General features: G+C 44.0%; 20 protein-coding genes. 5 read left to right on the top strand and 15 right to left on the bottom strand.

Annotation, left to right across the window (positions count from 1 at the left end):
• Positions 1 to 49: 49 nt before the first annotated feature.
• The 3 genes from AC59JT_RS20140 to carA form a co-directional block, all read right to left on the bottom strand.
• Positions 50 to 811, bottom strand: a complete 762-nt coding sequence (locus AC59JT_RS20140) for an ABC transporter ATP-binding protein (RefSeq protein ID WP_497402539.1) — start codon at positions 809 to 811, stop codon at positions 50 to 52.
• A gap of 329 nt (positions 812 to 1,140) precedes the next feature.
• Complete coding sequence (locus AC59JT_RS20135) at positions 1,141 to 1,353, bottom strand: hypervirulence associated TUDOR domain-containing protein (RefSeq protein ID WP_497402537.1); 213 nt, start codon at positions 1,351 to 1,353, stop codon at positions 1,141 to 1,143.
• Between the two features lie 215 nt (positions 1,354 to 1,568).
• On the bottom strand, positions 1,569 to 2,669 hold the full coding sequence (gene carA / locus AC59JT_RS20130) for a glutamine-hydrolyzing carbamoyl-phosphate synthase small subunit (RefSeq protein ID WP_497402535.1): 1,101 nt from the start codon (positions 2,667 to 2,669) through the stop codon (positions 1,569 to 1,571).
• Positions 2,670 to 2,936: 267 nt separating this feature from the next.
• Between carA and panB the strand changes: the two genes are divergently transcribed.
• Positions 2,937 to 3,752, top strand: a complete 816-nt coding sequence (gene panB, locus AC59JT_RS20125) for a 3-methyl-2-oxobutanoate hydroxymethyltransferase (RefSeq protein WP_497402599.1) — start codon at positions 2,937 to 2,939, stop codon at positions 3,750 to 3,752.
• A gap of 89 nt (positions 3,753 to 3,841) precedes the next feature.
• Entirely contained in the window at positions 3,842 to 4,564 is a 723-nt protein-coding gene (locus AC59JT_RS20120; RefSeq protein WP_497402533.1) for an RluA family pseudouridine synthase, read from the top strand.
• A 146-nt stretch (positions 4,565 to 4,710) separates the two neighbouring features.
• Here the strand turns inward: AC59JT_RS20120 and rodA are convergent, their stop codons facing one another.
• The 10 genes from rodA to AC59JT_RS20070 form a co-directional block, all read right to left on the bottom strand.
• Positions 4,711 to 5,985: a rod shape-determining protein RodA gene (gene rodA, locus AC59JT_RS20115; RefSeq protein ID WP_497402531.1), complete on the bottom strand. Its 1,275-nt coding sequence runs from the start codon at positions 5,983 to 5,985 to the stop codon at positions 4,711 to 4,713.
• On the bottom strand, positions 5,978 to 7,960 hold the full coding sequence (gene mrdA / locus AC59JT_RS20110; RefSeq protein ID WP_497402529.1) for a penicillin-binding protein 2: 1,983 nt from the start codon (positions 7,958 to 7,960) through the stop codon (positions 5,978 to 5,980). Before mrdA ends, rodA begins: the two co-directional genes overlap by 8 nt.
• Positions 7,961 to 8,479 carry a rod shape-determining protein MreD gene (locus AC59JT_RS20105; protein ID WP_497402527.1) on the bottom strand — a complete coding sequence of 173 codons (519 nt, stop codon included), beginning with the start codon at positions 8,477 to 8,479 and terminating at the stop codon, positions 7,961 to 7,963.
• On the bottom strand, positions 8,472 to 9,308 hold the full coding sequence (gene mreC / locus AC59JT_RS20100) for a rod shape-determining protein MreC (RefSeq protein WP_497402525.1): 837 nt from the start codon (positions 9,306 to 9,308) through the stop codon (positions 8,472 to 8,474). Before mreC ends, AC59JT_RS20105 begins: the two co-directional genes overlap by 8 nt.
• Positions 9,309 to 9,399: 91 nt before the next feature.
• A complete protein-coding gene (locus AC59JT_RS20095; protein WP_377187171.1) occupies positions 9,400 to 10,422 on the bottom strand; it encodes a rod shape-determining protein in 1,023 nt (340 codons plus the stop codon).
• A 195-nt stretch (positions 10,423 to 10,617) separates the two neighbouring features.
• Entirely contained in the window at positions 10,618 to 12,150 is a 1,533-nt protein-coding gene (purH, locus tag AC59JT_RS20090) for a bifunctional phosphoribosylaminoimidazolecarboxamide formyltransferase/IMP cyclohydrolase (protein ID WP_497402522.1), read from the bottom strand.
• 160 nt (positions 12,151 to 12,310) lie between these two features.
• On the bottom strand, positions 12,311 to 13,546 hold the full coding sequence (locus AC59JT_RS20085; RefSeq protein WP_497402520.1) for an MFS transporter: 1,236 nt from the start codon (positions 13,544 to 13,546) through the stop codon (positions 12,311 to 12,313).
• A gap of 90 nt (positions 13,547 to 13,636) precedes the next feature.
• Positions 13,637 to 14,215, bottom strand: coding sequence for a phosphoribosylglycinamide formyltransferase (gene purN / locus AC59JT_RS20080; RefSeq protein ID WP_497402518.1), 579 nt, complete (start codon positions 14,213 to 14,215; stop codon positions 13,637 to 13,639).
• 54 nt (positions 14,216 to 14,269) lie between these two features.
• Positions 14,270 to 14,770: a DUF5004 domain-containing protein gene (locus AC59JT_RS20075; protein ID WP_497402516.1), complete on the bottom strand. Its 501-nt coding sequence runs from the start codon at positions 14,768 to 14,770 to the stop codon at positions 14,270 to 14,272.
• 226 nt (positions 14,771 to 14,996) lie between these two features.
• Complete coding sequence (locus AC59JT_RS20070; protein WP_497402514.1) at positions 14,997 to 15,917, bottom strand: DUF8457 domain-containing protein; 921 nt, start codon at positions 15,915 to 15,917, stop codon at positions 14,997 to 14,999.
• A gap of 68 nt (positions 15,918 to 15,985) precedes the next feature.
• Between AC59JT_RS20070 and AC59JT_RS20065 the strand changes: the two genes are divergently transcribed.
• Positions 15,986 to 16,564 (top strand): thymidine kinase, encoded by a 579-nt coding sequence (locus tag AC59JT_RS20065; RefSeq protein ID WP_497402512.1) that lies wholly within the window; start codon positions 15,986 to 15,988, stop codon positions 16,562 to 16,564.
• A 120-nt stretch (positions 16,565 to 16,684) separates the two neighbouring features.
• The gene (locus AC59JT_RS20060; protein WP_497402510.1) at positions 16,685 to 17,053 is read left to right on the top strand and encodes a response regulator; all 369 of its coding nucleotides are present in this window, start codon (positions 16,685 to 16,687) and stop codon (positions 17,051 to 17,053) included.
• 4 nt (positions 17,054 to 17,057) lie between these two features.
• Here AC59JT_RS20060 and AC59JT_RS20055 read toward each other — a convergent pair whose 3' ends face one another.
• Positions 17,058 to 17,738, bottom strand: coding sequence for an NAD-dependent epimerase/dehydratase family protein (locus tag AC59JT_RS20055; protein WP_497402508.1), 681 nt, complete (start codon positions 17,736 to 17,738; stop codon positions 17,058 to 17,060).
• A gap of 59 nt (positions 17,739 to 17,797) precedes the next feature.
• Complete coding sequence (locus AC59JT_RS20050) at positions 17,798 to 18,967, bottom strand: MFS transporter (RefSeq protein WP_497402506.1); 1,170 nt, start codon at positions 18,965 to 18,967, stop codon at positions 17,798 to 17,800.
• Between the two features lie 110 nt (positions 18,968 to 19,077).
• Here AC59JT_RS20050 and AC59JT_RS20045 point away from each other — a divergent pair, with 110 nt between their 5' ends.
• Positions 19,078 to 19,794, top strand: coding sequence for a DUF3667 domain-containing protein (locus AC59JT_RS20045; protein ID WP_497402504.1), 717 nt, complete (start codon positions 19,078 to 19,080; stop codon positions 19,792 to 19,794).
• The last annotated feature ends 3 nt before the right edge of the window (positions 19,795 to 19,797 follow it).

The following is a 19,797-nucleotide window of genomic DNA, read 5'->3' as shown; positions in this document are numbered from 1 at the left end:
TGGGTAACATTTAACTATGGTCTATGGTCCATATACTATGGACTCAAAACTAACCCCGCCACTCTTTCCCTGTAAGATTAATAAACACGTCCTCTAGGTTGGCCAATTTAACTTGTTTTGGTCGTTCAAAGCCAGATTCTACCAGTTTATCAATAAAGTTATCGGGGGTATCAATACCTACTACCTTGCCGCCGTCTATAAATGCTACGCGGTCGCAAAGCACTTCGGCTTCGTCCATGTAGTGGGTGGTTATTACTACGGTAGTGCCGTTGTCACGGATCTGTTTGATCAGGTCCCACAGGTTACGGCGGGCCTGCGGGTCGAGGCCGGTAGTGGGCTCGTCCAGGAAAACAATGCGCGGGTCGTTGATCAGCGTGGTGGCTATAGAGAAACGTTGCTTTTGTCCGCCAGATAGTTCTTTGTATTTGGCTTTTGCTTTATCTGTCAGGGCAACTTTCTCCAGCATTTCCTGCGGGGTTTTATTAACGCCGTACAGGCCGCAAAACAGTTCAATCAGTTCGGTAAGGTTAAGGTTTGGATAGTAGCCGGCAGCCTGTAACTGCACGCCTATGCGGCGTTTAATGTTCAGCGCGTCGGTATCAATATTAAACCCATCAACGGTTATATTGCCCGATGTTTTGTCGCGCAGGGTTTCAATGATCTCCAGTGTGGTGGTTTTGCCGGCGCCGTTAGGGCCAAGCAGGCCGAATATCTCCCCTTCGTAAACCTCAAAGCTAATATCTTTTACGGCATTAAAATCGCCATAGTTTTTCACCAGGTTATTTACCGTAATAATGGGTTGTTTTGCCATAGCGTAAAAATGGTACAGAAATTTGGATTATCAATGAACTTTCGGCGCGATAATCGTTTTTTTACACGCCGAAAGCTAAATACCGTGCGCTATTTTACCAAATGACCAATTAACTGTGCCGCTGCCACCGCGTGTGCAATAAACTTTACTACTACAAACATTAGCGGGATAGTGAATAGTTTTTCCATTGTGTGATGTTGTTTTTGACGATACAAATGTGCGTACGATGTCAATTTTCACACAGGGTTATTAGGTAAACGGAGGAAAAATGTCGGTAAGACCCCTCCCAACCCTACCCAAACGGGAGGCTTAATCGGTGAATGTAATTATTACTTTCCTCCGCTTTTCAATTCGCTTTCTGATTTCAGCACCTTGGCGCCGCTCTCCTGCTTAATTTCATAAGCCGGTTCGTCCTTTGTGGCTTTACGTTTTATTTTGGCGCCTTTAATGGTTTTGGTAACGGTTTCGGTGTGTTTCTTTTCTATTTTGCCTTCGGCTTCGCCGGATGCCCAGTTCCAGTGTACGGTGTCTCCTTTTTTCATGGTTGATGATTTGTGGTGAAGCGTAATGCAAAAGGATTGCCAAAGTTATTGCAAAAGCGCGGGCTGTCATGCTGAGGCTCTCGAAGCATGTGGGCAGAGGCCTCTGCGCTCACCGTTCGACGGAGCTCAGGATGATACCCGCCCGCGGCATGGGTAGCCACAAACAAAAAGAGACGCAAAATATTGCGTCTCTACATTTATCTTATAGTGTCTGATTACTTCATCAAATTAACAAAGTCATCAAACAAGTAGCGGCTATCATGCGGGCCCGGAGATGATTCAGGGTGATATTGTACCGAAAAGGCTTTTTTACCTTTTACACGTATGCCTTCAATCGAATCGTCGTTCAGGTTAACGTGGGTGATCTCTACTTTATCCGATGCACGAACCGCATCAGGTACTACACCAAATCCGTGGTTTTGTGAAGTTACTTCGCAGTGGTTGATGATGATATTTTTTACCGGGTGATTTAAACCACGGTGACCGTTAAACATTTTCTTGGTCGGGATATCGTTAGCCAAAGCCAGCAACTGGTGACCTAAACATATACCGAACATCGGTTTATCAGCAGCCAGGATGCTTTTCACGGTTTCAACCGCGTAAGGCATTGCCGACGGATCACCGGGGCCGTTTGAGATAAAGTAGCCATTTGGCGCAAAATCTTGCTCCATTTCGGCGAAGGTAGTTTTGGCCGGGTATACTTTGGCATAAACATCACGATCGTCAAAATTACGCAGGATGTTTTTCTTTACACCTAAGTCTAAAACCGCTACACGGTAAGGTGCTTTCTCATCGCCAATAGTGTAAGTTTCTTTGGTTGATACTTTTGATGAAAGCTCCAGGCCATCCATTGAAGGCACTTCCGCCAGTTTAGCTTTCAGTTCTTCCAGGTCTAATATCTCTGAAGAAATGATAGCGTTCATCGCACCTTTATCGCGGATGTGGCGCACCAGTTGGCGGGTATCCACATCAGATATACCAACCAAGTTATGCTGCTGGAAATAATCCTGGATACTTTCGTTAGCCTGTTTACGGCTGTAAGCGATGTTGTAGTTTTTACAAACCAAACCCGCTATCTGGATCTCGCCCGATTCAACTTCTGCATCGGCAATACCGTAGTTACCAATGTGCGCGTTGGTTGCTACCATGATTTGGCCGAAGTATGAAGGGTCGGTAAAAATTTCCTGGTAGCCGGTCATGCCGGTATTAAAACATATTTCGCCTGTAGTGGTTCCTATTTTTCCGGCGGCTTTACCGTAAAATACGGTACCGTCTTCCAATAACAAAATAGCAGGTAGCTTAGTGAAATAAGTCATTTATTTAAATATGTTGAATGGTTAAAAAAGCGGCTGGTCTGGTGCGATGCGCCGTAAAAGTAGGATGGAAATATGAAGTAAAAAACTTCCTTGTTCACGCCGCAAAAGTAGGAAAAGATTTCGAATTTCGGATGTTCAATTTCGGATTTTTTGATAATTGTTTTGTCAGATTAGAATACGTATTGACCATGACTAGCAATTCCGAAATCCGATATCCGAATTCCGAAATAAAATATTCTAACTTTGCCCAATCTTAATAACCCGGCCATGTCTGTAAATAAAGAAATAAAACGCATTACCACCCACACGCTTCAAGAAATGAAGAACAAGGGCGAGAAGATAAGCATGCTTACCGCTTATGATTTTTCGATGGCTACAATTGTTGATGCTGCCGGCACGGATGTGATCCTGGTGGGCGATTCGGCATCAAACGTGATGGCCGGCCATGAAACCACGCTGCCTATTACGCTGGATCAAATGATCTATCACGCTTCATCGGTAGTGCGCGCCGCTAAACGCGCTTTGGTTATTGTAGATCTTCCTTTCGGTTCGTACCAGGGTAACTCTAAAGAGGCTTTGGCTTCGGCTATTCGTATTATGAAGGAATCGGGAGCGCATGGGGTGAAGATAGAGGGTGGTATTGAAATAGCCGAATCTGTAAGTCGGATACTTACTGCGGGTATACCTGTTATGGGGCATTTGGGTTTAACACCGCAATCCATTTATAAATTTGGCACCTACACCGTACGCGCCAAAGAAGAAGCCGAAGCACAAAAACTACGTGAAGATGCCCTAAAGCTACAGGAACTAGGCTGCTTTGGAATGGTATTAGAGAAAATACCGGCGAAACTGGCTAAAGAAGTTTCTGAAAGCTTAGCGGTACCAACCATAGGTATTGGCGCGGGCCAGGATTGCGACGGACAGGTTTTGGTAATACATGATATGCTAGGCATAAACAAAGGGTTTAAACCCCGCTTTTTACGCCAGTATGCCAGTTTATATGATATTATGAACGATGCCATACAAGGATATGTAAGCGATGTAAAAGGCAGAAGTTTCCCGAGCGATAAAGAGCAATATTAGACCTCACCCTGCCCTCTCCAAAAGAGAGGGTTCAAAAAAATAAAAACTTCCGGACTTTCGGTCTTTCCGACTCCCGGACTATATAACACATGTCACGACCTGAATTTAAATACGCGCCGCAACCTATAACTGATAAGGATGTACTTTATGAGGATAACCACCTTATTGCCGTTAACAAGCGCGCGGGCGATATTGTGCAGGTGGATGATACCTGCGATGAATCGTTGGATGAAAAGGTGAAGAAATACATCGCCCATAAATACAGCAAGCCTAACGGCGCGTTTTTGGGCGTGGTGCATCGATTAGACAGACCGGTGAGCGGCGTGATACTTTTCGCCAAAACAAGCAAGGCTTTAGAGCGTATAAACAACATGTTTAAAAACCGCGAAATGCATAAAACCTATTATGCCGTGGTGCGTAAACGCCCCTACCCCGAGGCCGGAAACCTGGTGCATTGGCTCATCAAAAATCCGCAGAAAAACGTTACCAAAGCGCATGATAAGGAAGTGCAGGGTAGCCAACGCTCTGAACTGAACTATAAACTGGTTGGTGAACTGGATGGCTATTACTTAATAGAAGTTGACCCCATAACCGGTCGCCCGCACCAGATCCGTGTGCAACTATCTACCTTGGGCTGCCCTATAGTGGGCGATAATAAATATGGGTATCCTCGCGGCAGTTTACGCAAAAGCATTTGCCTGCACGCGCGCCGTTTGCAGTTTATTCATCCTATAAAAAAAGAATCGATACTGATAACTGCCGCTGTACCTAAAGATGGTTTTTGGGAGAAGTTTGAAGGAATGATGGTGTAGTAAGTGTATAGTCTGGAATTTGAATCGACACCCCTTTACTAAGATGTCATTTCGAGCTATAGCTAGAAAACTATACACCTACAAGTATACTTCATCCTGAATATGTATAGTTCTCTCCCGTTGGTCGAGATGACATGGTGGTTTATTTAAGCATAGATCATCCCCATCCTGTTCGAATCCAGTTTTAACAGCACAAACAGCATTATTGTAAAACTTAACAACGATGAGCCGCCATAGCTGATAAATGGTAAGGGTATACCTATGGACGGTACAATACCAATGGTCATACCAATATTAATCAATACGTGAAAGAAGATAACCGAACCAACGCCGTAAGCATAAATACGCGTAAAGGGCGATCGCTGCCTTTCGGCGATGTGGATGATGCGGAGTACAAGTAACAGGTAAAGGCCCAACACCACTACAGATCCGGCGAAGCCGAATTCCTCGCCTACGGTACAAAAAATAAAGTCGGTACTTTGCTCGGGTACGAAAGAGTATTTGGTTTGGGTGCCCTGCATATAGCCCTTACCCCAAAGCTTGCCCGAGCCTATGGCTATTTTTGATTGATTAACGTTATAACCCTTTCCGCGCAAGTCTTTGGTAATCCCCAGGACAATATCAATACGCGTTTTTTGATGTGGCTTTAATACTTTGGTGTACAGGAATTGTATGCTCAAAACAAAGACTATACAAATAGCAGCACCGGCCAGTAGCGTAAGCATCATTTGTCTGCTGCGCTTAAACAGCCATATCAGTACAAGTGTTACCACAACAATGCCACCTATGACGTAAAACAGGTTACCAAACTTTATAGTGAACACAAACAGCGCAATAAATAATCCTTCCAAAATGAGGAAATAAGGTGATAGCCCCTCCCGGTACAAAACAAATATCAACGAACTGAAGACAAGTGTTGAACCCGCATCTGGCTGCAGCAAAATAAGCATCATCGGGAATATGATAATGCCGGCTGCTATAGCCAGCGACCTGATCTCGGTTAATTTTATATTGGCCCCGCTCAGGTATCGCGCCAGCAACAAACAAGTAGCCACCTTAGCAAACTCGGACGGTTGCAGCCTAAAACCGCCACCCATATCTATCCATGCCTGGTTACCGCCTACATTACGGCCTACCACCAGTACCAATATGAGCAACAACGTAGTAACCGCATAAATAACGGGTGCCAGGGCGGTAATAAACCTGCTCTCCAACAGCAAAATAACTATGCCCAATACTACCGATACAATGATAAAAATAAACTGCTTCCCATAATTGGTATCCAGATCAAGCAGGCCCGAATGGCGCGGATCAAATACCGCGGAATGGATGCTTAACAAGCCAACGGTGCACAATGCCAGGTAAACCAGCACGGTTAACCAATCAACATTAAAAAAGAAACTGCGTTGCTGATTACTCATCGTCCCTCCTTTTTGGCAGCATGGCCGTTGCTGTAGCAGCCGCGTTTTTCTTATTGGCAGATGCTGTTATTGTTTTTGATTTTTTAGCCGAATCTGCTTTGGCTTTCTTCAGGCTATCCGGCGTTACCGGCTTTTTAACCGCTGTCCTTAGTTCGGGCAGCAGGTTCTTCTCAATATAGTATTCCGGGAAAATACCCGAAGGACGGCGGGTAATGCTATCTCTCAAATATTTCTCTACTATAAAACTCGCTATCGGCGCGGCAAAAGTACCGCCATCTCCTGAGTTCTCTACAATAACCGCGATGGCAATTTTCGGATTCTCGCGCGGGGCGAAGGCTACAAACACCGAGTGGTTTTTTCCATGCGGGTTTTGTGCCGTACCCGTTTTGCCTACCATAGTTATACCAGGTATTTTTGAGCCCTGCGCCGTACCATAGTCAACCACACTTTGCATACCATCAATTACCGGTTCAAAATATTTGGCATCAATACCTACGCTGTTTTTTACCAGGTATTCGGGTTTAATTATCTGCTTTTCTCCTATGCCTTTTATCAGGTGCGGCTTATAGTAAAAGCCATGGTTGGCAATAGCACATTCAATATTAGCTAGCTGCAGCGGCGTAGCCGAAACCTCGCCCTGCCCTATGGCTAATGACAATACGGTACTTGAACGCCAGCGGCCTTTTTTGTAATATTTATCGTAAAATGCCGACTTAGGTATAAAGCCCCGCTGTTCGCTGGGAAGGTCGATATCTACTTTTACGCCCAGGCCAAACTTATTTACATTCTGGCTCCATTTATCAAAATTCTGGTCAGTAAGTTTTGGGCTACGGTAATTTATTAACCGCTCAAAAACCATTGCAAAATAACCATTGCATGATTCGGCAATGGCACTGCTCAGGTTAACCAAACCGTGCACGTGTGTACATTTTGGTTTGCCGCGGTTGGCCAAATAAGCCCCGGGACATAAATAGGTTGTTTGGGGGGTAATGATACCTTCCTGCAAAGCTATTAAGGCGCTTAACGGCTTGAAGGATGAGCCGGGCGGATAAGTACCCATAATAGGCCTTACAAGTGTAGGTTTGTAAGGATTTGTGGTTAATTGCTTATAATTTTCGCCACGGTCGGGCCCCACTACCATCAAGTTAGGATCATAAGTTGGGCTGCTTACAAAGCACAATATTTCGCCGGTTGATGGCTCAATAGCTACAATGCTGCCTACTTTGTTACGCATCAGCGTTTCGCCCAGCTTCTGTATGCGTACATCCAATGATGACTTTAAACGTTCGCCGGCTACAGCCAATATATCAAACTCGCCGTTAGCATATCGCCCTTTGGGCACGCCGCGCGAATCAACCATCATATTCGTTTCTCCGCGGGTACCACGCAAAAGGTTTTCGTATTTTCTTTCTACACCGCTTATACCAATATAATCTCCCCTGCGGTAATAGCCGCCCGAATCGGCAATAACCTTTTCGCTGGCTTCGCCTATATAGCCCAGGAACACGGCTGCTGTTGAGTCGGGATAAGTACGTACCGGGTGCGGCTGTATGCTGAAACCCTGAAATTCGGACATCCGTTCCTGCAATGATGCAAACAACTCGGGCGATAACTGCTTATCAAACGGCGACTCGAGGTTAGGCGAATAAGCTATAGCCTTTCTGAGTTTTTTATGAAACTCTTCTTTGGTGATCCCTATCAGCTTACAAAACTCAAGCGTATCAAAAGGTTTGATATTTTTGGGGATAACGGTAATGTCGTAAACCAATTCGTTCTGCACCAGGAGGTGATTGTTACGATCTAAAATAGGCCCGCGGGCCGGGTACTGAATAATGCGGCGTACTACGTTTGATTTGGCGAAAAGCGTATACCGATCATCAACTATCTGGATATAGTATAATCGCGCCAGTAGAACCACCACCAGCGTAATGAAAATTCCTGCAATAATGTAACGTCGCTCAAAAAAATTATTCATCTACTTACGCTCTTTCCTCCTGAAAAATAAAAGGCCCGAAACCAGCATCAAAAATACTGTAAATATTGTACTCAATACAACGCGGCTTATGGTGTAATTGAATTCGGTAAGGCGAGAAACTTCCAGGTTGAAAAGGAATAAGTGATGGATGAAAGTAAGAATGAGCGCATAAGTAAAAAACCAGCGAAAACCCATGATACTTAGGGTAGGTTCGGGCTCGTTATCAAAACCTTCTTTTTGTACGGTTATACTGATGAACAACACCCGCGTAAAGGCTAGTAAGGTACAGGCAGCGGTGTGCAGTCCGGGGGTATCATAAAAAGCATCTATCACCAAACCTAATATAAATGCCAATGGAAAAAGTAACAGGTTAGGCGTTTCAAATGGCAGCAACAAAATGAAGAGGATGTACAGGTACGGTGTCGACAAATCATACAACGTAATGTTCTTCAGCAAAAACACCTGGATAAACACCAGTGCCACAAACCTGATGATGTTTATAATTATTGCCCTACTCATCTTGCTTTTGCTGAGCCTCCAATCCCAATTGTTCTTGCGCCAGTTTGTTATTTACTACATACACATACTCCAGGCTACTAAAATTAACGGCCAGAGCAACATCCATATTTAACAGGAAGCCGCCGGTACTGGTGGCATGCAGGTTGCTTATTTTACCTATTAATATCCCGGCAGGGAATAATGATACATCTGAAGTTACCACCTGCTCGCCCAGCTTTGGCTGTACGTTGTTCGATACATCATACAACAAGCCTTTATGCGGATCAAGATTATCGCCCCATTTAAACGAGCCTTTATCCTTACTGTTGGCCAGCATGGCACTAATAATGGTTTCTTTATGCAAAAGCGATTGGATTATCGAGTAGTGCGGCCCTACAAAAACAACTTTACCCACCACACCCTGGCTGCAAATAACACCGGTACCTTTAGTAATGCCGGCATTGCTGCCCTTATTTATGGTGATATAGTTATTGCGGCGGTTCACCGAATTATTGATAACCTTAGCTTCAACATACTCATATTGTTGCTTGTAAATGGTGTCAACAACCTTATGCTTACCAGCGCTATCCACATAAAATGAGGTTTTAAGCTGATTGCGCAGCTGGGCATTCTCGCGAGCCAGGCGGTTGTTTTCGTCTTTTAAAGACAAGTAGCTTTTAAACTCATCAACCTGCGCGTACAAATTGCCGGTTAGCTGGTTGGTGGTATTAATAAAGTTTGCTTTTTGAAAAGAGTTATACTTAACGTAAATGATGAGCGCGCAAACCTCGAATATAATAAACAGAAAAAATGCGTTGTACTTGCTGATGAAGATTAACAGGTTGCGCATTTTGTGAGATTTGAGATATGAGATTTGAGATGTGAGATATCAGCCGGACTAAAGTGTCTCAATACTCATATCTCACGTCTCACATCTAAAATTACTGCATTAAGAATTTAAAATTACCAATATTTTTCAATGCGGTACCGGTGCCGCGTACTACGGCGCGTAGCGGGTCTTCGGCTACGTGTACAGGTAGTTTGGTTTTGGCAGATATACGTCTGTCTAACCCACGCAATAACGCGCCGCCACCGGTTAAGTAAATACCGGTTTGGTAAATATCTGCAGAAAGCTCGGGCGGAGTGATCTCCAGGGCTTTCAATATCGCTTCTTCTATTTTCGAGATCGATTTATCTAAGCAGTGCGCTATCTCCGTGTATGATACCATGATCTGTTTTGGTACGCCGGTCATCAGGTCACGACCTTGAACCGCGAAATCGCCCGGAGGGTCGCTCAACTCTGGCAATGCTGCACCAACTTCGATCTTGATTTTCTCGGCAGTACGGTCACCGATCATGATGTTATGCTGGCGACGGATGTACTGAACGATATCAGAGTCGAAGTTATCTCCCGCTACGCGGATAGACTGATCGCAAACGATACCCGAAAGCGCGATAACCGCGATCTCGGTAGTACCACCACCAATATCAATGATCATGTTACCCATAGGCTCTTCCACGTCGATACCGATACCTACGGCAGCAGCCATTGGTTCGTGTATCAGGTAAACCTCTTTAGCACCGGCAATCTCGGCAGAGTCGCGCACCGCGCGTTTCTCCACCTCGGTGATACCCGATGGGATACAGATAACCATACGTAACGATGGGAAGAACCATCCTTTACCTTGATTGATCATTTTGATCATACCGCGTATCATGTGCTCGGCAGCGTTAAAGTCGGCAATTACACCGTCTTTAAGCGGGCGTACGGTACGTATATTGTCGTGGGTTTTGCCCTCCATTTGCATGGCCTGGCGCCCAATAGCAATTACTTTGTTGGTTGTGCGATCAAAAGCCACTATCGACGGTTCGTCAACTACAACTTTGTCATTATGTATGATCAAGGTATTTGCCGTACCCAGATCTATGGCTATCTCTTGCGTAAAAAAGTTAAATAAACCCATTTTTCGTTTGCTTCAAATATTTTGCAAAGTTGATAAATTTAGTTGATTAAGTTGGGATAAGTTGATTAAGTGAACAGTTATTTTTGAAAATATCTTAATAAACCCCGACTAACATTTCATTAACGTTAAACTGGCATGAAATAGTTTAAATGTTTAATATTTTAACTATTCACCTAATCAACTAATCACTATTAATTAGTGTTTAAAGTGGCGGATACCGGTTGTCACCATCGCTATACCTTTCTGGTTAGCCATGTCAATAGACAATTGGTCTTTAATAGAGCCGCCCGGCTGCAACACCGCAGTAATGCCGGCATCAGCAGCTATCTCCACACAATCCGGGAACGGGAAGAACGCTTCAGACGCCATAACAGCACCTTTAACGTCAAACCCGAATGATTCGGCTTTTGCCAACGCTTGTCTTAAAGCGTCAACACGCGATGTTTGTCCTACACCGCTGGCCAGCATCTGGTTATTTTTAACCAACACGATGGCATTTGATTTGGTGTTCTTGGTGATTTTATTGGCAATGAAAAGATCTTTCAACTCCTGCTCGGTCGGCTGGCGTTCGGTAACAGTTTTCATAGCTGCCGGGCCTTCAATTACCAGGTCCTTGTCCTGCTCAATAACACCGTTTAACAAAGTTTTAAATTGTTTAACCGGTAATTCCACAGGTTGGCGCACCAAAACTATACGGCCTTTACGCGCGGTAAGTATGGCAACAGCTTCGTCAGTGTAAGCCGGCGCGATTAATACTTCGTAAAATAATTTATCTATTTCGGTAGCTGTTTCAGCATCTATCTCGGTATTGGTAATGATAACCCCACCAAAAGCCGAAACCGGGTCGCAGGCTAAAGCATCTATCCAGGCATGCTTAATTGACTGGCGGGTAGCTACACCGCAAGCATTGGTATGCTTTAATATGGCTACGGTTGGCTCGGTAAATTCGTTGATCAATTCAACAGCTGCATCAACGTCAACAAGGTTATTGTATGATAGCTCTTTTCCTTTTTCGCTCAGGCTGGCGAACATGGCATCCAGGTTGCCATAGAAAGTACCTTGTTGGTGCGGATTCTCGCCGTAACGCAGGGTTTTGCTGGTTTGAATACTGTTTTTAAATACCGGCATCGGCTCGTCTTGGTTAAAGTACTGAAAGATGGCCGTATCGTAGTTTGAAGTGATGTTGAACGCTTTTTGAGCGAAACGCTTACGCTGATCAATAGTAGTGGTGCCGTTTTGCGATTTCAGCATCTCGTCAAGCTCCAGGTAATCATCTTTTGACGCCAGGATAACTACATCTTTAAAGTTTTTTGCCGCGGCACGGATCAATGATATACCGCCGATATCGATCTTCTCGATAACATCGTCATGGCCTGCGCCAGATGATACAGTTTCTTCGAACGGGTAAAGGTCAACAATTACCAGGTCAATTTCCGGGATCTCGTATTGTGCAATTTGCTCCTGGTCGCTGGTATTGCTTCTGCGGTTTAAAATACCACCAAACACCTTTGGGTGCAGGGTTTTTACACGTCCGCCTAAAATTGATGGGTATGAAGTTAGGTCCTCCACTGCGATCACATCAGCACCAAGGCTGCGGATAAAAGTTTCGGTACCGCCGGTGCTGTAAATGTTCACACCAAGGCGTTTTAACTCATGAATAATAGGCTCCAGGTTATCTTTGTAATAAACTGAAATAAGGGCATTTTTAATTGCAACAGACTGACTCATTTACGCTAAAATTTTGAGCCGCAAAGGTACGTATTAGAGATTAGAGATTGGTGATTAGTGATTAGTTTTTTTGAAGAAAATTTAATAGCACAGCATTTCTGTTGCGTGTATAGCAAACACTAAGCAAAACTAACTGATTTATTTGCAGTTGCGCGAAGGTCTAACTAACCCCACCCTCCACAAAATCCAGATCCTTACCGTAAGTTTCTTTCAGATACCAAGCCGCACTCAGTCCTATAGCATAAATGATCAAACCCGTTACCCAACCACCTATAAGGTAGTTATCAAAAACCTCGCGGGTAAACTTAAAAAGTAAGATCATTAGCGGCAATGTACCACGCACCATATTGGGTATACTGATACCTGCCGAGGCACGTAAGTTAGTACCGAACTGCTCTACACTACTGGTTATATAAACTACGTTAAGGCCGGCACCGTAACCCAGGCCTGCGCATATAAAGTAAAACCAGCCCGCGGTAGCGCCATGCTGCAAAAAGTACAACACCGTAAATAATACCGATATAGTATAAAAAATAAACAGGGTTTTCTTGCGGCTACGTAACCGTTGGCTAAGCCAGCCTACACTAAAATCGCCGGCGGCTATGGCCATGTACAGGTACATAATGGCCGTGCCGGGTTCTACGCTTTCTATACCCATGGCTTTGGCAAATTGGTCGGAGAAAGTAACCAGTATGCCTATGGTATACCAAACAGGTACACCTATTAAAATGCACTGCATATATTTGGCAAAACGCTTACGATCATTAAAAAACATCAGGAAATTGCCTTTGCTTATGTTAGTTTCCTGCACGTTTTTAAAGATGTTACTCTCCTGCACCTGTATGCGCATCAGCAGCAATACTAAACCTAACACGCCGCCAATATAATAGCACACGCGCCAGTCCACCATTTTGCTGATGATGGATGCAGCTACCACGCCAAACAAACCGAAGCCTGCAATAAAGCCAGCCGCGGTGCTGCGTTTTTCCTTCGGCAGCAACTCGCTTACCAGGGTAATACCCGCGCCTAGTTCACCGGCCAGACCAACGCCTGCTATAAATCGTAAAGCAATGTATTGATTAAGGGTAGTAACCATGCCATTGGCTAGGTTGGCTATCGAATACAACAAAATCGATCCAAATAAAACCTTGAGCCTGCCCTTTTTATCACCCAAAACACCGAAGATTATGCCGCCTATCACCATACCGATCATTTGTATGCTGATGAGCAGTTCGCCCTGCGTTAAAACCTCGGCAGGAGATAAGCCTAATGCGGTTAAACTAGGTTTGCGAATAATAGCAAATAAGAGAAGATCGTAGGTATCGACAAAAAAGCCTAGGGCACTAACAATAACGGCAAGCTGGAAAATGCTGCTGCTGGCAGGTTTATCGGTCATGGGGGTGCTAAAGATTAAATTGTTACCGGTTTATAATCAACGCGATAAAAATAAAACTAATCTTTAATCTTCAATAGCTAATCTTAAAAATCAGCTTTTCATTTTTTTCAGGAGAGACTCAATAACCTTCGGGAAGTGCAAATGCTCCAACTGCTGACCTTTAAATTTTACCATTTCCAGATTGTCGCCGGCATCTATTTTAAAACGCGACTGGTGAATCACCTCGCCCTCGTCAAACTGCTCATTAACAAAGTGTATGGTAATGCCCGATTCTTCTTCGCCCGCGGCCAACACCGCGTTGTGAACATTATCGCCATACATACCCTTACCGCCGTATTTAGGTAACAGCGCCGGATGCAGGTTAATAATTTTATTGGGGAAAGCTTGTAGTAATGATTGCGGTACCAACCATAAAAAACCGGCCAGTACGATCAAGTCTACCTGCAGGGTTTTAAGCATGCGTATTACTTCGTCGGTTTGGTAAAACTCGTTACGGGTAAATATGTGCGATGGTATTTCAAAATTATCTGCCCGCTGCAATACATAAGCCTGCGGGTTATTGGTTAGTATCAGTACAACTTCGGCATCGGCATGGCGTTTAAAATGCTCCATTATTTTTTGAGCATTTGAACCCGAGCCTGAAGCAAAAATGGCGATTCGTTTTTTCAAAATGGCAGATATATTTTATTGTTCGATCAAATATATAATATTACTTGGTATTTGCTAGTTGGTAACCGGCCTTTCACGGATAAAGCCATAACGTACAACCACACGTTTTTTTGTGGTTGAATAGTTTTGCAGATCACCGGTACGCAGTACCAACGAATATTGCCCAACGTTAAAAATCTGTGCATTTGCAAACGGTTTTGAACTTCCGACCTTGGTTGTATCCTGGCAAACCATATCTGATACTAAATAAAGCTGATCTTCAGACAGTGCCCATTTACCGCGCGCTATTGGTTGAGCCTTGCAATGAAAATTCGTATAGCTACAGGTTTTATCGGCGTTAAAAGTAAAATACTGGGTACTATCGCAGGTGGTATTTAAAGTGTCTATATGCGTACTGTCGCCAATAGCTGTGGTAACTGTAATACTTGAAAGCTGCCAACGGCCCCTGGTAAATGCGGCTTCAATGGAGCTTTGCTCGTCCTTTTTGCACGAATTATACAATGTGCCAACCAACACAAACGCCAACAACAATAAAAACGGAATTTTATTCTTCATTAAATAAACAGGTTGCTGCAAAGGTAAATAACCAACCGGCAATAATAACTGTTTTAATACAGTATTATTTTACGAAGTGGGTTATATGATTATTAAATAAATATGCATCCCGACCAGGATCAATGAGATATAATATACATTGAGCTAGTCACCGCCCGTATAAGGTTTTTTCGCTACGCTTAAGAGAATAGTTCTCGCATACGCTCGAAATGACAAATAAGAGAACCTACAAATACCTTCTCTTTAAAATAGCGTAAAATTTCTCCGTAGTGTCTTTTTTACTCTCCCAATTATTTTTGGTTACATAGTTTTTATTCAGGAAACGGTCGGCCTCCTCAAATGATTGAAAGCGGTTCAATATCTCGATGGCTTCGCTATAAGCCAGACTATAACCATTAAACAGCTCTTTTACATACAGCATTTTATCGTTAAGGTTTATGGCCTGCTTCAGGTCGGTTATGGGTTGCTGGGCCGGTTGCTCGCCTCCTTTGGCCGCGCTTAGTTGGGCCGAAATACGCTGGTTAATGGTCAACATATCTTCCTTAGCCGGCGCTTCGGCGGGCTTCGACTTAGGTTTTGATGCTTCCTGCACCGGTGGCTCGGGCTCGGGTATAGGCTTAACAGGCGTTACTGGCAATTCAATAGCTACCGGCTCATGCTTTTCGGGCACAGGTGGCAAAGCGGCTTCTGCTTCCTGTTCGTCTTCTGTTATCTCATCCTGTAGTAACTCTTCATCCTCTTCCGGGTATTCAGTTTCTTCGTCAAAACCCGGTATATCGTCGGCAGTCAATTCATGGCGGATCACCTCGGGCTCATCCATAATAAATTGAAAACTATCTTTTGCTTCGGTCGCAGTAGTATCAATTACCCGTTCGGGCTTTTCAGGCTCAGGTTGGCGCACTACGGGTTCAAAATATTTTTCCTTGCGTACAGCTTCTTCATTTTTGGCAACTATGCGTTCGGCATTGGCCTGGGTGTTTAATTTATTTAATATCTCGGCGTGGTCTGCTAAAAAATGCGCGTTAGCCACAAAAAGTTCCAGTTCAAGGGCATTCAGATCATCAGGGTTGGTTTCCAGGTATTTATATTGATCTGTAATTTCTTTTATAATGACGCCAATTTTATTAAATACTTCCTTCTGCTTCATAGTTGTTAGAAAATGCTTATCAAAATTAAGCATTAAATTCTGATATTAGGCGTTTCACAAAATTAGGCATGCAGCTAAGCGAGGAGGTTTTTAGTAGGAAGAATGAGCGTGGCGGAGGCATTGAAGTTGTTTGCGGCTCCATGTTCTCGGGCAAAACCGAGGAGTTGATCCGTCGTATAAACCGTGCCCGTTATGCCAAACTCAGCGTAAAAATCTTTAAACCTAAGCTTGATATCCGCTATGCGGAAGAAGATGTAGTATCACACAACTCAACTAAGGTAGTGGCCACCCCGGTTGATAAATCATCGGCCATACTGGCGCTTGCCGGCCACGCGCAGGTAGTGGGTATCGATGAGGCGCAGTTTTTTGACAATAAACTGCCCGAAGTTTGTACAGCTTTAGCTAATAAAGGTGTACGCGTAATTATTGCCGGCCTGGATATGGATTTTAAAGGCCGCCCCTTTGGCCCCATGCCCACACTCATGGCAATTGCCGAATCGGTAACCAAAGTACACGCTGTTTGCGTTAAATGTGGCAACACCGCGCTATACTCCTACCGCCTGGTACCCAGTAAAGACAAAGTACTGCTTGGCGAAAAAGAAAGCTACGAACCACGGTGCAGAGTGTGCTATAACCTTAAGGATTGAATGATGGGATGTGTGAATGAGTAAATATTTAAAAAGCATTCACTTATTCAAAACTCACTCATTATCCTCAAAACAAAAGCCCTTTTGCCGTTGTTTACCCTATAATCTACATCTAAAAACATGGCTAAAAAAATACTGGTAATTGAAGATGATAAAGACATCAGGGACACCATTGTTTATGTGTTGGAGGAAGAGCAATACGAAGTAGTAGCATCCGAAGACTCCAAAATTTTAAAAACATTAGACACGCTTAAACCTGATATGATATTGTTGGATAACTGGCTTACCGAATGGAAAAGCGATGCCAATGGCCAGCAATTAAGTAAAGAGTTAAAAAGCAACCCGGCTACAAGCCACATACCAATAGTCATTATTTCGGCGGTAAGTAATATACAGGAAATTGCCGAAGCAGGCCTTGCCGATGATTACCTGCGTAAACCGTTTGATTTAACGGCTTTAACCGCCATGGTAAAAAAGCACCTTAAATAGGTTTTTATTTATTTTTTGCTAACGCGATGATATCCGGCACTTCAATGGTATTAGTGTGATATCCATACTGAGTTATATTGATCATGGCGCGCCCTACTTCGCTTAGCTTGCAGGCGGCGTTCGGGAACATCCATTTAACGATTGGGTATAGCCATCCCAAATATTTGTATGCCTTCGGCGCATTCTTCAATCCTTCGGTTGGTTGCATTAGCCCCGGGCGAAAATTATAGACTTGTTTAAAAGGCAGCCTGGTAAGGTCATTCTCGGTTTTACCTTTTACACGCGCCCACATCAATTTACCTTGTTCTGTGCTATCCGTACTTTTGCCGGATACGTAGCAAAAAGTCATATCCTTATTTACGCGACTTACCACTTCGGCAAAATTTAGCGTAAGCGTGTATGTAAGCTTAAAATACTCCTCCTCGTTTTTACCTACTGATGTGACACCAAGGCAAAAATAGCAGGCATTATAGCCGGTTAACTGCACTTCAATAGCTGTTAGGTCGAAAAAATCTTTGTGGATCACCTCCGTCAGTTTTGGATGCACATAACCGCCGGGTTTGCGGTTGATGACCAGCACCGCCTCTACCTGCGGGTCTATCAGGCATTCGTGCAAAACACCTTCGCCCACCATGCCGGTGGCACCTGTTACTATAGCTCGTATTTTTGTGGCTGCTTTCTCCATTAATCTAATTTATAAAATAGCTATCGAAAAAAAGAAACGCAATAAGCAGACCAAGGGTTTTAGTTTAACTCTTTCTGTCTACCCCGCGCTAGCGCCAATAAACCTAACGCGGGACCTATAGCCAATAGCATATAAACATATTGATTGCCAATGCTCGCGCGCAAGCCATTAATAAACTGGATACTCACAATGGTAATAGCAAAGCCGATACAATTCACAATAGTTAATGCAGAACCCTTTAGCTGCGGCACCGCGTTTTGCGCTACCAGGGTAGAAAACAAAGGCGAATCGGCAATAACGCTTGTGCTCCATATCAACATAAAAATTAAAACCTTTGCAAGGCTACCATTAAACAACAGTAATGGCGACAGCAAACAACATGCACATGATATGGCCAACGCAATAATAGCCGTAAGTTTGGCACCCATACGTTGCGAAACTATACCGCTAAAAACGCAAGCCACACTACCGGCTACTATAATAACGAAAGATAAAAAAGGAACATTGATAGCCGTTGCCGGATAATGTTCGTGGTAAGCTGTAAGCATTAAAGGTACAAAGGCCCAAAATGCATACAGTTCCCACATATGGCCAAAATAGCCAAACGCGGCCGCGCGGAAATCCGGGTTCTTGAAATTGCTTAAAAAACTGTTCAGTTTAAGTTGTTGCCCGGCCTTACGATGCGGACCATCGGGCACCAGCGTTAACATTGCTATACCACCCATCGCTGCCAGGGCCGAAGTTGCGTACAAAATATAGCGCCATGGCAGGCCGCTCATCATACTTTTTAAAAAATGCGGAAAGGCAGTACCCAATACCAGCGCCCCTACCAAAAATCCTAACGACCGGCCCAGGCCCTTTTCGTAATGATCGGCGGCTATTTTCATGCCTACGGGATAAATTCCCGCCAGGAAAAAACCCGTTAAAAACCTGCAGAGCAATAGCGTAGCACCCCCGCTTCCAGGTAACAATATACCTAGGTTGATAACCGCAGCCACCAGCGCGCAGGTAAAGAAAACCCGCACGGGCGAAAACCTATCAGCCATGCTTAACAAGGCAAATACCAACGTACCGCTTATAAACCCGGCCTGCACCGCGCTGGTAAGCCCGGCTACAGATATACTTAAGCCAAACTGTTTAATAACATCGGCAATTACCGCATTGCCTGCAAACCACAGCGAGGTGCAAAAAAACTGGGAGATGACAATTACAGGTAGTATTCTTTTCATAAACAGGTTTTGCTTTATAGACGCGCGCCTACAACAAATGTGAATAATAATCCATCTAATTTATCATGATGTTTTACACTATATCAATACCAGTTTATTATTTTTAGCGTATGGCAAGCGTAACTACCACAACCTGTATGCATTGCGCCGAGGATGGCGACGGAAAATATTGTCAAAACTGCGGGCAGGCTTACGCGGTAAAACGCATAACCCTGCATAGTTTATTGCACGAGGTGTTTCACTTTTTTTCGCACCTGGACAAAGGCTTTTTGTTTACGCTTAAAGAGTTGCTGCTGCGCCCCGGGCACATGCAGCGCCTGTATATTGCAGGCTTCAGGGCCAGGCATCAAAAGCCCTTCTCCATGTTTTTTATCTGCGCGTCGCTTGCGGCGTTAGATGTGTACTGGACAAACATCATCATCGTAAAATATTACCATGTTTCGCAGGCCGCCGAAACCGACTTTTTTCACCAATACTGGGTACTGCTACAAATTGGCTTGGTGCCGGTTTATACTTTAATACTCTACCTGTTTTTTAAGAACACGCGTTACAATTATGCAGAAATCGGCATACTGCAATTGTATTCGCTCGCTTTCCTGGTGTTAATTATGATGCTTTCGCACCTGGCTAAATTTGTTGATCCTGAGTTTGAAACCCGGTATATAGAAGTCCCGGTCATTGTTTTATACTGCGTTATAACCAACGTCAACTTTTTTAACGACCAGCCGAAGGCTACCATCATCGTTAAATCTATTATCGCAACAGGGCTAATATTCTTACTGGCCGGCCTTACGCAAGATACGCTGGTAGACCTTTTTAAACATTAAAAA

The organism is Mucilaginibacter sp. A3364 (genome assembly GCF_059690715.1).
This window is presented reverse-complemented; position numbering and strand designations above follow the sequence as displayed.

Coding starts and splice junctions, on each gene's coding strand:
- AC59JT_RS20045 (WP_497402504.1), top strand. CDS start 19,078: ATGGCAAGCGTAACTACCACAACCTGTATGCATTGCGCCGAGGATGGC.
- mreC (WP_497402525.1), bottom strand. CDS start 9,308: ATGCGCAACCTGTTAATCTTCATCAGCAAGTACAACGCATTTTTTCTG.
- carA (WP_497402535.1), bottom strand. CDS start 2,669: ATGACTTATTTCACTAAGCTACCTGCTATTTTGTTATTGGAAGACGGT.
- AC59JT_RS20070 (WP_497402514.1), bottom strand. CDS start 15,917: ATGAAGCAGAAGGAAGTATTTAATAAAATTGGCGTCATTATAAAAGAA.
- AC59JT_RS20055 (WP_497402508.1), bottom strand. CDS start 17,738: ATGGAGAAAGCAGCCACAAAAATACGAGCTATAGTAACAGGTGCCACC.
- AC59JT_RS20140 (WP_497402539.1), bottom strand. CDS start 811: ATGGCAAAACAACCCATTATTACGGTAAATAACCTGGTGAAAAACTAT.
- AC59JT_RS20105 (WP_497402527.1), bottom strand. CDS start 8,479: ATGAGTAGGGCAATAATTATAAACATCATCAGGTTTGTGGCACTGGTG.
- AC59JT_RS20050 (WP_497402506.1), bottom strand. CDS start 18,967: ATGAAAAGAATACTACCTGTAATTGTCATCTCCCAGTTTTTTTGCACC.
- mrdA (WP_497402529.1), bottom strand. CDS start 7,960: ATGAATAATTTTTTTGAGCGACGTTACATTATTGCAGGAATTTTCATT.
- AC59JT_RS20120 (WP_497402533.1), top strand. CDS start 3,842: ATGTCACGACCTGAATTTAAATACGCGCCGCAACCTATAACTGATAAG.
- AC59JT_RS20095 (WP_377187171.1), bottom strand. CDS start 10,422: ATGGGTTTATTTAACTTTTTTACGCAAGAGATAGCCATAGATCTGGGT.
- AC59JT_RS20085 (WP_497402520.1), bottom strand. CDS start 13,546: ATGACCGATAAACCTGCCAGCAGCAGCATTTTCCAGCTTGCCGTTATT.
- rodA (WP_497402531.1), bottom strand. CDS start 5,985: ATGAGTAATCAGCAACGCAGTTTCTTTTTTAATGTTGATTGGTTAACC.
- AC59JT_RS20060 (WP_497402510.1), top strand. CDS start 16,685: ATGGCTAAAAAAATACTGGTAATTGAAGATGATAAAGACATCAGGGAC.
- AC59JT_RS20075 (WP_497402516.1), bottom strand. CDS start 14,770: ATGAAGAATAAAATTCCGTTTTTATTGTTGTTGGCGTTTGTGTTGGTT.
- purH (WP_497402522.1), bottom strand. CDS start 12,150: ATGAGTCAGTCTGTTGCAATTAAAAATGCCCTTATTTCAGTTTATTAC.
- AC59JT_RS20135 (WP_497402537.1), bottom strand. CDS start 1,353: ATGAAAAAAGGAGACACCGTACACTGGAACTGGGCATCCGGCGAAGCC.
- AC59JT_RS20065 (WP_497402512.1), top strand. CDS start 15,986: ATGCAGCTAAGCGAGGAGGTTTTTAGTAGGAAGAATGAGCGTGGCGGA.
- panB (WP_497402599.1), top strand. CDS start 2,937: ATGTCTGTAAATAAAGAAATAAAACGCATTACCACCCACACGCTTCAA.